This window comes from Natronorubrum halalkaliphilum (genome assembly GCF_009834785.1).
GTDB classification, from domain to species: domain Archaea; phylum Halobacteriota; class Halobacteria; order Halobacteriales; family Natrialbaceae; genus Natronorubrum; species Natronorubrum halalkaliphilum.
In genome coordinates, this window is sequence record NZ_WUYX01000038.1 from 111567 (window position 1) to 124661 (window position 13095).

11 protein-coding genes are annotated in these 13095 nt (G+C 65.6%); 10 read left to right on the forward strand and 1 reads right to left on the reverse strand.

From position 1 onward, the window contains the following. Positions 1-112 precede the first annotated feature (112 nt). The 7 genes from GS429_RS12715 (at position 113) to GS429_RS12745 (ending at position 9851) form a co-directional block, all read left to right on the forward strand. Positions 113-1171, forward strand: a complete 1059-nt coding sequence (locus tag GS429_RS12715) for an asparaginase (protein ID WP_160065727.1) — start codon at positions 113-115, stop codon at positions 1169-1171. A gap of 118 nt (positions 1172-1289) precedes the next feature. Continuing rightward, the gene (locus GS429_RS12720; RefSeq protein WP_160065728.1) at positions 1290-2933 is read left to right on the forward strand and encodes a succinic semialdehyde dehydrogenase; all 1644 of its coding nucleotides are present in this window, start codon (positions 1290-1292) and stop codon (positions 2931-2933) included. Continuing rightward, positions 2930-4042, forward strand: coding sequence for an SDR family oxidoreductase (locus GS429_RS12725; protein ID WP_160065729.1), 1113 nt, complete (start codon positions 2930-2932; stop codon positions 4040-4042). Before GS429_RS12720 ends, GS429_RS12725 begins: the two co-directional genes overlap by 4 nt. 255 nt (positions 4043-4297) lie before the next feature. Further along, positions 4298-5332: a porphobilinogen synthase gene (gene hemB, locus GS429_RS12730; RefSeq protein ID WP_160065731.1), complete on the forward strand. Its 1035-nt coding sequence runs from the start codon at positions 4298-4300 to the stop codon at positions 5330-5332. A 539-nt stretch (positions 5333-5871) separates the two neighbouring features. Further along, positions 5872-7602 (forward strand): ammonium transporter, encoded by a 1731-nt coding sequence (locus GS429_RS12735; protein ID WP_160065732.1) that lies wholly within the window; start codon positions 5872-5874, stop codon positions 7600-7602. A gap of 99 nt (positions 7603-7701) precedes the next feature. Then, positions 7702-9048: a glutamate-1-semialdehyde 2,1-aminomutase gene (gene hemL, locus GS429_RS12740; RefSeq protein ID WP_160065733.1), complete on the forward strand. Its 1347-nt coding sequence runs from the start codon at positions 7702-7704 to the stop codon at positions 9046-9048. 131 nt (positions 9049-9179) lie between these two features. Further along, on the forward strand, positions 9180-9851 hold the full coding sequence (locus tag GS429_RS12745) for a hypothetical protein (protein ID WP_160065834.1): 672 nt from the start codon (positions 9180-9182) through the stop codon (positions 9849-9851). Between the two features lie 85 nt (positions 9852-9936). Here the strand turns inward: GS429_RS12745 and GS429_RS12750 are convergent, their stop codons facing one another. Further along, positions 9937-11121, reverse strand: coding sequence for a sensor histidine kinase (locus GS429_RS12750; RefSeq protein ID WP_160065734.1), 1185 nt, complete (start codon positions 11119-11121; stop codon positions 9937-9939). 131 nt (positions 11122-11252) lie between these two features. Between GS429_RS12750 and GS429_RS12755 the strand changes: the two genes are divergently transcribed. The 3 genes from GS429_RS12755 to GS429_RS12765 all read left to right on the forward strand — a co-directional run bounded on the left by GS429_RS12755 (position 11253) and on the right by GS429_RS12765 (position 12946). Further along, positions 11253-11582: a DUF5789 family protein gene (locus GS429_RS12755; RefSeq protein ID WP_160065735.1), complete on the forward strand. Its 330-nt coding sequence runs from the start codon at positions 11253-11255 to the stop codon at positions 11580-11582. Between the two features lie 28 nt (positions 11583-11610). After that, positions 11611-12213, forward strand: a complete 603-nt coding sequence (locus tag GS429_RS12760) for a YciE/YciF ferroxidase family protein (RefSeq protein ID WP_160065736.1) — start codon at positions 11611-11613, stop codon at positions 12211-12213. Between the two features lie 232 nt (positions 12214-12445). Continuing rightward, positions 12446-12946 (forward strand): YciE/YciF ferroxidase family protein, encoded by a 501-nt coding sequence (locus GS429_RS12765; protein ID WP_160065737.1) that lies wholly within the window; start codon positions 12446-12448, stop codon positions 12944-12946. Positions 12947-13095: the final 149 nt, after the last annotated feature.

Below are 13095 nucleotides of genomic sequence, written 5' to 3' on the forward strand. Positions count from 1 at the left end.
TGCATCGGTTCGTTCATCACTCGCGGCGGCCAATGAGAGCATTGATTCGAACGTCCCCACAGCGCGTCGCTCGACCGGACAGCACTTCACACACCGCGTTCACGATCACCGTATGCAACACGTCCGAATCGTCAGCACCGGCGGAACGATCGCGAGCACCTCGAACGAGGGCGACAGTGGCGGAACTGGTGACCCGGACGGTGAGACCGGTGACGCCGCCGGAAAGACGCCCTCGGTGACTGGCGATGATCTCGTCGACGCCGTTCCGGGACTCGCCGACGAGGCGTCGATCGACGTCGACGACGTCTGTCAGGTATCCGGGTTTCAGGTGACCTTCGAACACGCCGCGCGGATCGTGAACGCGGTCGAACGCGCCGCGGCCGAAGGGGCCGCCGGCGTCGTCGTCACGCACGGGACCGACACCATGGCGGAATCGGCCTACTACGCCGACCTCGTCGTCGACGCCGAGATTCCGGTCGTCTTTACGGGGGCACAGCGACCGTTCGACCAGTTGGGAACCGACGGCCCGACGAACCTCCTCACGGCCGTTCGGGCCGCGGCTCACGAGCGGTTCCGAGCGGCCGGCGGAAGCTATCTGGCGTTCAACGATCGCGTACACGCCGCACGCTGGGTCGTCAAAGGCCACACGAGCAAACTCGAGACCTTCACCTCCCCGACCGCGGGACCGATCGCGGAACGCACGCCGGACGGGTTCAGGTTCCTGCGCGAGCCGGGCCGGTATTCGAACGCCGTTCCGGGTGCGCGCATCGATCCCGACGTCCGCGTCGAACTCGTTATGAACGCGATGGGCGTCGACGGACGACAGGTCAAACGGGCGCTCGAGGACGCCGACGCCGACGCCATCGTCGTCGCGGGAACCGGCCTCGGGAACACGACCGGCGAACTCGGCGCGGCGCTCGAGGATGCCATCGAACGGGGCGTGCCCGTCGTGCTCGCCTCGCGCTGTCATGCCGGGACGACGGCGGGGCTGTACGGCGGCCCTGGCGGCGGGAAGACGCTGCGCTCGGCGGGCGCGATTTCGGGCGGCGACCTCCCGGCGTGGAAGGCTCGCATCAGGACCGCGCTCGCGGTGTCCGCAGCCGACGACGCACCAGCGGACGTCACCGATCGGGTGCGGGCGGCGTTCGCGGACGTCGAATCGATCGCGTAACCGGAACCGATTCGGGGACGAGGTCGGGATCGAAAACGGAATCAAAATCGGCGCTCGCGGGGCTTCTCTCCGTGAGCCAAAGAGGTATCGGCCCGCGTGCCCTCGTGTGTGGTATCGAATGGCAATCGAAACGGATTCGCGATCGGATAGTTTCGCCGGAACGGCCCTTTCGTCGGAGCGGCTCTCGGCGTTAGCAGCACGGGTCGGTGCTGACGGTACCGATATCGACACCGACACAGACGCAGATACCGACGCGGACACCATCGCCGTCCGTGCGCCCGCGACGGACACCGTAATCGGATCGATTCCCGCCTGCACCGTCGCCGACGTCGACGGGGCCGTCGATCGCGCCCGCGACGCCCAGTCCTCGTGGGCCGATAGGTCGGTCGAAGAACGCGGCGAGATTCTCGAGCGATTCGGCGACCTCGTCCTCGAGCACCGCGCGGAACTGCTCGATCTCCTGCAACTCGAGACGGGCAAGTCCCGCCGTCACGCCCTCGAAGAGGTCCTCGACGTTCCGCTGACCTGTTCGTACTACGCCGACAGCGGACCGGCAGCGCTGGCCGACCGAAAGCGACGCGGCGCGTTTCCACCGGCGACAACCGCTCGCGTAACCGCCGAGCCGGTCGGCGTCGTCGGTGTCATCTCGCCGTGGAACTACCCCCTGACGCTCTCGGTGACCGACGTGATCCCCGCGCTGATCGCCGGCAACGCGGTCGTACTCAAGCCCGACGAAAAGACGCCGTTTACCGCCCTCGCGCTCGCCGAACTGCTCGAGCGGGCCGGACTCCCCGACGACGTCTTCGGAATCGTCACCGGGGACGGCCCCACCGTCGGGCCGGCGCTGATCGACCGCGTCGACTACCTGTCCTTTACCGGGAGTACCGAGACCGGCCGGGTCGTCGCCGAGCGAGCCGGTCGAAACCTGATCGATTGCTCCCTCGAACTCGGCGGCAAGAACCCGCTGGTGGTCCTCGAAGACGCCGATATCGACGAGGCCGCCCGCGGCGCGGTTCAGGCCTGTTTTACGAACGCCGGCCAACTCTGTCTCTCGGCCGAACGGCTCTTCGTCCACGAGTCGGTCTTCGACGAGTTCCTCGACGCCTTCGTCGGCGAAACGCGGCGACTCGCGCTCGGCACCGACTTCGACTTCGCGGCCGACGTCGGCTCGTTGATCGACGGCGACCAGCTCGAGCGCGTCGAACGCCACGTCGAGGAGGCGCTCGAGACGGGTGCGTCCGTGCTTACGGGCGGTCGTCACCGACCTGACGTGGGGCCGTTCTGTTACGAGCCGACGATCCTGACCGACGTCGATCCCGACGCAACGGTCGCCCGCGAGGAGACGTTCGGACCCGTCGTCTCCGTCCGGCCGGTTTCCAGCACGGAGGCGGCGATTCGGGCGGCTAACGACACCGAGTACGGACTGAACGCGAGCGTCTGGGCCGGGGACCGCGACCGCGGCGTCGCCGTCGCCCGCGAGATCGACTGCGGCACCGTCTGCGTCAACGACGCCTACGTGTCCGGCTGGGCGGCCGTCGACGCGCCGATGGGTGGCTTCGGGGACTCCGGACTCGGTCGCCGCCACGGCCGCGAAGGAATCGAACGCTATCTCGAGTCCCGAACGATCGCCACCTCCCGAATCGGGCCGCTAGACGCACCGCCGGGCATCCCGACTTCGTGGTACGCACGTGGGATGATGGGGTTGACGCGGCTACAGCGCCGCTTGCCGACCGTCTCGAGCGTCAGGCGGTGGTTCCGATGAGCGAAGCCGACGGAACCGACGGCGACAGGAGCCAAGAGCCGCCGACCATACTGCTCACCGGTTTCCCGGGGTTTCTGGGCTCGGCGCTCATCGAACGACTGCTCGATCGCGGCGACGGTCCGATCGCCTGTCTGATCCAGCCGAAATACCGCGCCCTCGCGGAGCGGCGCGCGGCGTCGCTCGCCGGCTCCGGCAGCGACCGAATCCAACTCTTCGAGGGCGACATCACTCGGCCCGGACTCGGTCTCGACGACGGTCTGTCGGCCCTCGAGTCCGTCACGGAGCTGTACCACCTCGCGGCGATATACGATCTCGCGGTCGACCTCGAGCCCGCCGAGGCGGTGAACGTCCGCGGAACCGAACACGTTCTCGACGCGGCCGACGACCTCGACATCGATCGGTTCCAGTACGTCAGCACGTGTTACGTCAGCGGCCGCTACGACGGCGTCTTCACCGAGGACCACCTGCGTGAAGGACAGACGTTCAACAACCACTACGAGGAGACGAAGTACCGGGCGGAGGTCGCCGTCCAGGAGCGGATGGCCGATGGCCTCCCGGCGACGATTTACCGGCCCGCGATCGTCGTCGGCGACAGCGAGACCGGCGAGACGGGCAAGTACGACGGCCCGTACTACCTGATCCGGAACATCCTGTCGCAGTCGTCGGCCTGCTCGATCACGACCGGCCTACCGGGCGGAGCCGACAGCGAGCTCAACGTCGTTCCGCGAGATTTCGTCGTCGACGCCATCGCTCATCTCAGCGCCCGCGAGGACGCCGTCGGCGAAGTCTATCAGCTGTGCGATCCGGCACCGCTTTCGATCCCCGATTTCGTCGACGCGATCGGCGAAGCGACCGGCCATCGCGTCGTCTCACTCCCGAGTACGAAACCCATCGCGAAACGGCTGATGGGGGCTCTCGCAGCGCGCGGCGACCCCGCCGAACCCGCGACGCTCGACTATCTCGATCATCCGACGCGGTACGCCTGTCCGAACGCCCGACGAGCGCTCGCCGGGACGGGAATCGAGTGTCCGCCGTTCGAATCCTACGTCGACGAACTCGTCGCGTTCGTTCGCGAACATCCGGACATCGGCGACGAGGCGATGACGTAGCGCGGTTCAGTCGCCGTTCGATCGGTCACGGCGGAGTCGCTGATCCGTGCGGTCCTCCTCGAGTTTGGTACTGATTCCACCGGGGCGCGACCCCGAGGGACACGAGTATCGCTCATCACGGCCGTCCGAGCCGACTCGTTGTAGAGCGCGAGTCGTGGTCCGCGGCCGGGCGGCCCGTCGCCCGCGATGGGTGAGACAGCTACGGCCCCGGCGTTCGAACGGACGGTTTTTGGCCGTTCCATTTGTACCTCCTGTATGGATCTCACACACCGTCCCCGGCGGCTTCGACAGGATCGGGTTCGCGGGCTCGTCAGCGAGACGAGCCTCGAGCCCAGCGATCTCATCGCACCGGTCTTCGTCGATGCGACGACCGACGAACGCGTGCCGATCGAGTCGATGCCCGGCCACGAGCGCGTGCCGATCGACGAGAGCGTCGCCCGCGTCGAGGAAGTTCTCGAGACGGGGGTCGAAGCCGTCATGCTCTTTGGCATCCCGGAATCGAAGGATCCCGAGGGGACCCGCGCCTGGGCCGAGGACGGCGTCGTTCAGGAAGCGACCCGACGGATCGCCGCGGAAACCGATGCGTACGTCATCACGGACGTCTGTCTCTGTGAGTACACCGACCACGGCCACTGCGGGCCGCTCGAGGAGGAACTTCGGAGCGAAGACGGCGAGGTTGGGGTCGACGACGGCGGCCCGGCGTGCGACCCGACCACGACCGTCGACAACGACGCGACCCTCGAGGCCCTCGATCGGATCGCGGTCTCCCACGCTGCGGCGGGGGCGGACATGATCGCCCCCAGCGGAATGATGGACGGGATGGTCGCCGCCATCCGCGAGGGGTTAGACCGCGAGGGGTACGAGCACGTCCCGATCATGAGCTACGCCGCGAAGTACGAGAGCGCCTTCTACGGGCCGTTCCGGGACGCCGCCGACGGCGCACCCGCCTTCGGAAACCGACGACACTACCAGATGGATCCCGCGAACGCGCGCGAGGCGATGCGCGAAGTTCGACTCGACGCCGAGCAGGGCGCGGACGTACTGATGGTCAAACCCGCGCTCCCGTACCTCGATATCGTCTCGGAGATCCGGCGGGAGTTCGACCACCCCGTCGCCGCCTACAACGTCTCCGGCGAGTACGCCATGCTCCACGCCGCCGCCGAAAAGGGCTGGCTCGATCTCGAGGCCGTGGCGCTCGAGTCGCTGCTCTCGATCAAACGTGCGGGAGCGGATCTGATTCTGACGTACTTCGCGGAAGACGTCGCCGAGGAACTGTCGGCGAGCCGGTAGCGACGGTCGGGTGAAACGGGCGTAATCGAGCGCGGGACGCGCGTCTTCGAAGCTCTCTCGAAGTTCTAACGGCGGTCCGGTCGAAAATTAGAGCCGCCGTTGGTCGACTGTGGCTGTGATCACGGCTGGTATCGCCCGGCATTCTGACGAACGTCCAACCCGTCGTTAATCGGCCCGTCGCGTGGCAACATCTGCCGCGCGCGAGCCGTATTCCCCCCGCGGAGAGCCGTACCGGGCCGGCGTCGACGGACCGGCGGCTCTTCCGGGTTTTTCACGGTTTACAAAGATCGAATATATAACCGCGGCTCGAACAAGCCGCCAAATCGTATTGCCTTATACACACTAGACTACCTTTAGATTTGCTCGCCTGTCCCTATTACGCACAGATAATTAGACGTTCATCAACGCTAATCCTTATATGTAGCTAGTCCATCCGTATCAGACGTGATTCAGAAGACAACCATGAACCTGAACAGCAGACGCGTGGACATACGTCTACAAAGAATCGGTAGTAAGGTGGGATCGATGGGGGTGCAGTCATGATCGAGGCGGTACCGCTCCAGGAGACGGCCGACCTCGAGTCGCTCGCGACGGGGATGAACCTGATGTGGGCGCTGACGGTCACGTTCCTGATCTTCTTCATGCACGCGGGCTTTGCGATGCTCGAGGCGGGCCAGGTCCGCTCGAAGAACGTCGCGAACCAGTTAACGAAGAACATGCTGACCTGGGCGGTCGGGATCTTCGTGTTCTTCGTCATCGGGATGGGGATCTCGAACAACGTCGGTGCGGCCCTCGGCGGCGGCGACTCGAGTCCGCTGACGATGTTCGGCGAAGGATCGTTCGACTGGGTGATGTGGCTGTTCAGCGCGGTGTTCGCGATGACCGCGGCGACGATCGTTTCCGGTGCAGTCGCGGGCCGCGCGAAACTCCGCGCGTACGTCACGTACACCTTCTTGCTCGCGGCGGTCATCTACCCCGTCGTCGCCGGCATGGTCTGGTACGCCCCCGAGGGCACGCCGATCCTCGCTGACTTCGGCTTTGCAGACTTCGCGGGCGGGATGGTCGTCCACGGCGTCGGCGGCGTCGCCGGACTGACCGCCGCCTGGATTCTCGGCTCGCGGATGGACAAGTACAACGAGGACGGCAGCGTCAACATCATCCCCGGCCACTCGATGACCTTCGCCGTGCTGGGGACGCTGATCCTCTGCTTCGGCTGGTTCGGCTTCAACGTCGGCACGGCCGCGACGGTCATCGACCCCGAGACCTTCGCGCTCGCTGACTTCGACTACGTCGGGAGCATCGCGATGGTCACCGCACTCGGGATGGGACTCGGCGCGCTCGGTGCGTCCACCGTTTCGCTCGCGATGAACGGGAAGGTCGATACGCTGTACGTCGCAAACGGCATGCTCGCCGGACTCGTCGGCGTCACCGGCCCGACGGACCTCATCACCCCGATGGGGGCGATCGCGATCGGATTTTTAGCCGGCGCACAGCTGCCGATCGTCTTCAAGTTCGTCGACGAGAAACTCAAGATCGACGACGTCTGTGCGGTCTTCCCGGTCCACGGGACCGCGGGGATGCTCGGCCTGATCATCTACCCGCTCTGGTCGCTCGAGGGCTCCGCCATTGGCGGCGGCATCATCGCCGGCGGCATCCTCTCGATCGAAGCGAGCGCGTTCGTGCCACAGATCGTCGGCGTCGCGGTCATCACCGTCTGGACGGTCGTCGCGACCGCAGCCGTCTGGGGCGGCTTCAAGGCCATCGGCCAGGCTCGAGTCACGCCCGACCACGAACGCGACGGACTCGATCTCGCCGAGCACGGCGTCGATACGTACCCCGAGTTCGGTGGCCCCGATGTCGCGACCGACGGTGGCGGATCCCGATCCGCCTCCGAGATTCGCACTGACGGCGGTTACCCGAACGACGGCGAACTCAAGATGGTCACCGCGGTCGTCCGCCCCGACCGTCTCGGCGACGTCAAGACGGCCCTCGCCGAAGTGGGCGCGCCGTCGCTGACCGTGACGAACGTTTCCGGTCGCGGCTCCCAGCCCGCGAAGAAGGGCCAGTGGCGCGGCGAGGAGTACACGGTCGATCTCCACCAGAAGGTCAAGATCGAGTGCGTCGTCGCCGACATTCCCGCCGAAGAGGTCGTCGAGGCCATTGGCGACGCCGCGAGCACCGGCGAACCCGGCGACGGGAAGATCTTCGTGATTCCCGTCGAAGACGCGTACCAGGTCCGGACCGGCAACACCGGACAGGACGCCGTCTGAATCCGAGACCCGCGCGCCGACCGAACCGGTGAGTACGGCTCGAGGCGCGATCGATCGAACCTCGGTACTACTTTCCCCTCCCGTTTCGAAGCTTCGTCTATGTCCGATGAGAACTCGCGTGCGCTGTACGATCGAGCGCTCTCAGTGATGCCCGGCGGCGTCAACTCCGCAGTTCGGGCGGCGATCGAGCCCTACCCATTCTTCGTCCAGAAGGGCGACGCCGGCCACGTCATCGACGCGGACGGCACCCGCTACATCGACTGGGTGATGGGACTCGGACCGCTCCTGCTGGGCCACGATCTGCCCGAGCCGGTACAGGCGGGCATCCAGCAGAAAGCGAGCGAAGGGCCGATGTACGGAACCCCGACCGAAGTCGAGGTCGACCTCGCGGAGTTCGTCGTCCGCCACGTCCCCAGCGTCGAGAAGATCCGCTTCGTCAACTCGGGGACCGAGGCGACCACCTCGGCCGTGCGACTCGCCCGCGGCTACACCGGCCGGAACAAGATCGTCGTCATGCAGGGCGGCTACCACGGCGCCCAGGAGTCGACGCTGGTCGAGGGCGACGCCGAGAACCCGAAACCCTCCTCCGCGGGCATTCCACAGTCGTTCGCCGAACACACGCTTCCAGTGCCGTTCAACGACGAGGACGCCGTCCGCGAGGTCTTCGAGGAGCACGGCGACGACATCGCGGCCGTCCTCACCGAACCCATTCTGGGCAACTACGGCATCGTCCACCCCGAGGAGGGCTACCACGAGTTCCTCCGCGAAATCACGGACGACCACGGCTCGCTGCTGATCTTCGACGAAGTCATTACGGGCTTCCGCGTGGGCGGCCTGGGCTGTGCACAGAGCGAGTTCGGTGTCACGCCCGACCTGACGACGTTCGGGAAGATCATCGGCGGCGGCTTCCCCGTCGGGGCGATCGGCGGCCGCGCCGAGATCATCGAACAGTTCGCCCCCTCCGGCCCCGTCTTCCAGGCCGGCACCTTCTCCGGCCATCCCGTCACGATGGCCGCCGGCCTCGAGACGCTGCAGTTCGCCGCCGAAAACGACGTCTACGACCACGTCAACGGACTCGGCGACCAACTCCGCAGCGGCCTGTCCGATATCCTCGCCGACCAGGCCCCGAACTACACCGTCACCGGCACCGACAGCATGTTCAAGGTGATCTTCACCCGCGAAGGGCCGGGCCCGGACTCGCTCGAGGAGCAGTGCGAGGCGGGTTGTCGGCAGAATCCGACCTGCCCGCGCTACGATTACTGTCCGAAGAACGCCGCCGACGTGAAAAACGCCGAAACCGAGCGCTGGCGGCGAATCTTCTGGGGCCAGATGAAAGACGAGGGCGTCTTCCTCTCCCAGAACCAGTTCGAGGGCCAGTTCGTCAGCTACGGCCACACCGAGGACGACGTCGAGGAGACCCTCGAGGCGTACAAGAAAGCACTGTGATCGGTCGTCAGAGCCAGAGACGGATGCAGATTGAGCCGACCGCTGCGGCGATCCAGTCCAAAACTGGTATGCGTACCGGTCACTCGACGGAAGCCGGTCAACGGCTCCCGCTGTAGCTGATGGCACACCAGATGGCGACACACGTCGACGAAATCGACTGGGCGCGGGTCATCGAGCGACTCCTCTACCTGTTTCCGCCGGTGATCGGCGTCGGGATCGTCGGTATTCTCCGAGAGGCAGAACCCGGCGTTCCCGGCCTCCAGTTGGGGTTGCTCCTGATCGGTAGCTTCGGGTACACGTTCCTGACGCTGGGGCTCCTCGTCGCGATCTTCTTCGACGCGCGGCGGATCCGCCGTCGGCCGGGCGTGAGCGGGAACTGGAACCCGAACCCGTGGCTCAACGCCATCGTCACGCTCGTGTCGGCACCGCTCGCGGGCGTCGTCTACCTCGCACGCCGTCACCGACGGTTCGGAACGCGGCCGGGGTGGTCGGGCTGGTGGCTCGTCGTGGCTATTTCGCTCGCGACGACGCTGTTCGGGTTCGCCGCCGCCATCGTCGCGATCGTGTTCACGCTCCCGGTACTCCTCAGAGCCGCCGTCGGCCTCGCAGGGGCGATCGCGTTCGGTTCGTTTCCGATCGCGATCCACCAGGACGCCGCCTACGTCTGTACGAACGGGGACTCGTGGCGACCGAACCCGGGACTCTATCTCGGCATCGCGTTCCTGAGTCTATCCATCCCGCCGTTACAGCCGATCGTCGCGGGCTACTATCTCGTTCGACGACGCAGGACGATGGACGACTGATACGGTTTCCTGTAGTCAATTACCGCCGATAACCGACCCCGTCCCTGGTGATCGGCGGTACATAGTTACAGCAATCCGTATGAGCTCACTCCATGACGAGCGCCGACCCCGCTGCTGCGTCGTATTTTTCTCCCTCCTGATCTGCCGAGGTGGCCAGTAGTTCGACCGTGAACACGGTCCCGTCGGGACCCGTCTCGGTCAACTCGATCGCGCCGTCGTACCGGGCCACCAGCTGGTCGATCAGGTAGAGGCCCAGCCCGTGTGTACTCCCTCGACGTTTGACTCGCTCGAAAAGGGTGTCGAGTTCCCCGTCGGGGATACCGGGGCCGTCGTCCGCGATTTCGATCCGGACGGTCTCGGGACCCGGATCGACCGTGACGGCCACCTGCGGCGTCGCCGAATCGTTGTGTTCGACCGCGTTCGAGAGGAGGTTGCCGAAAACCCGAGCGAGCAGTGCGTCGGCCTGAACGTAGACGTCCGGCGGAATCGACGTCTCCACGTCGACGGGGCCCCACTTGTGGTCTACCTTTCGAATTTCGTCGTGCAACACGTCAGAGACGTTCGTGGGCTCGAGTCGGTACTCCCCTTCGGTCGTCTCTAACAGCACGCGGACGTCGTCGACGACCGTCGACATCTCCTCGGACTCCTCGATCACGATCTCCGCCCAGCGGCGGCTCTGGTCGTTCAGCTCCGGGGCCTCGTTGGCGAGCAGTGACGCGTACCCGTTGATGATCGTCGCCGTGTTCAACACCTCGTGGCGAAGAATGCTGTTGAGATAATCCAGCGAATCCCGTTGCTCCTCGACGTACTCCGCCTCGATAACGGCGCGTTCGGCGGTCAACGCGCGCTCGATGGCGCGACCTTCGATGCAGCCGACGAGCAAACCAACACCAACGCCGAGGGCCACTGCCCACCGCGTCCAGAAAAAGACGACGGCCCACGAGTCGGTCGGGACGACGACAATCAAAACGAGCGCGATGAGCAATACGTTGCTCGAGATGACGAGACACCACCAGACGATACGCGGATACCGGGCCGGCGAAAGATCGGAGGACCGCAGCCAGATTCCCCCGTAGATAATGCCGGCGAGAAACGGAATTGTCGTGGCCGCCCCGACCAGAAACGTGCCGTCGGGAACGCGGGTCGGCCCGAACGCGACGAACAGGACGAGTTCCGCGAGCAGAACGACCGTCAGCACCGCTCCGACACCGATAACCGACAGCGGGATCCCGTCCTTAGAGGCGATACTGCCGCCAACGGGCCAGTGCATACGTTGCTAATTACGGTCGGTTTTGTTAGCCGTTCCGGCCGTTCCGGGTTGCCGGATACTCGCCCGCGTCCGGTCGACACAGTCATCTGCAGGCTGTAGCTCTTTCCCGTCCATCCGGGTAGGAGTCTCCGATGAGCCGCATTGACGACACCACCGACGAGGTCAGATCGCTCGAGGTCGGGGCAGTCAGCCAACTGTTCGAAGAGACGACGTTCCCGATGACGACCGAGGAAATCCTGGCGGAGTTCGCCGATGTTGAGATCAGCTATCCCAGCCAATCGGACACGCTGGAAACGATCCTCGAGACCTCCGGCCACGAAACCTACGAAACGCAGGACGAACTCGAGTTGGCGATCCTGAACGGGGTCAGACGCGACGCCGTCGGACGACCGCGTTACAGCGACCGCGGCGACAGTCCCCACGACACCGACGAACAGATGCGAATGCAACAGTCGTTCTGAACCCCCGATTCCCGCGATCCCTTCAGCTATGAGTTCCGCAACGACCACATCGGACGACGCGCTCACGGCCCAGCTAGAACGACTGTACTACATCGAGCGGACGCTGCAGTCCGAACTCGAAACGCTTGCGACCGACGTCTCCATCGAGACGCTGGACGACCTGCGTGCCATGGAGTGTCGCGAACAGCTCCAGTACGTGATCGACGAGCACCGCGAGGAGACCGAGACGCACCTCGACCGAATCGAACGCGCCTTCGACGCGCTGGGCGAGGAGCCGGAGGGCCGTCGCGTGCCGGAACTCGACGGTCTGTTCGCCGACAAGGAAGCGTTCAACAACGTCATCCTGAACGACAGCCTCCGGCCGCTGTACTACATCCAGACGACGCTGCAACTCGAGGCGATCGAGTGTTCGGTCTACGAGACGACGATGGCCCTCGCCAGCGCGCTCGAGGACGACGCGGCCGACGAGGTGGTTGACGCGCTCGAACACAACTACGACGACGAGCGACGGACCCGGACGGAACTCGAGTCGCTGGCGGACAGCGACGCCGTCGAGACGCTGCTCGAGTCGAACCCGGTCGACGACGCCGCGCGGGAATCGCTCGGCCGATCGTGGCGGAAAAAGCCGTGAGAGACCCACTCGACGGGGCGGGTTGTGGCCTGCCTTGCGACGGATTGCAGTCCGCCGTGGCCGCAGTGGCTGCAAGGCCCGTGCGTGCGAGCGGGATCGCGGCCGCGGACGACCGATCGGTACGTGACCGATGTGTGCCATTGATCACGGTCACGGCTACAGCACTAACCGCGACCACGACCGCAACCACCGCCCACAACCGAACCCAGAAACACACACCGGAGACCTACACATGAACGTCGAAACCTTCGAGGATCTGTTCGGATACCAGCTCCAGCACGCCTACTACGTCGAACGCACCCACGTCGAACTGCTCAGCGAGATGGCAGCGGACGCCCCGAACGAGGCGCTCGGCGACTGCTTCGACGAGCACCGCGAACAGACCGACCGGCAGATCGACCGCCTCGCGAGCGTCTTCGAGGCGCTCGGCCGACAGCCTCGAGCGAGTCGAACGCGAACGATCGACGGCGTGGTCGAATCGTGGCACCAACACGGCGAGTCCGCGGACGAACCGGCCGTCCCGACCCCCCTCGAGATCGCGCTCATGACGGAGCGCCTCGAGATCAGAGCCTACGAATCGCTGGTCATGCTCGCCGGTCGCCTCGCCTACGCGGACGACGTCGTCGAACCGCTCGAGTCGAACCTTGCGGAGGAGCGTGAGACCCTGCAGGCCCTCGAAGAACTCGAGACGGAGCTGTCGGTGCTGGAAACCACGGCAGTCGAAGGGACGTGATTGCACTCGTCGAGACGAGCCCAGGGCGAGGAAATCGCACTCGATCCCGCTCACGGGTCGTCTCGTTGCGAGTCGGCTTTGCTGACGACATATCGGACGGACACCGTCGGTAGCGACCCCCTCCGAGCGCTCGATACCCCTCGAGGTGG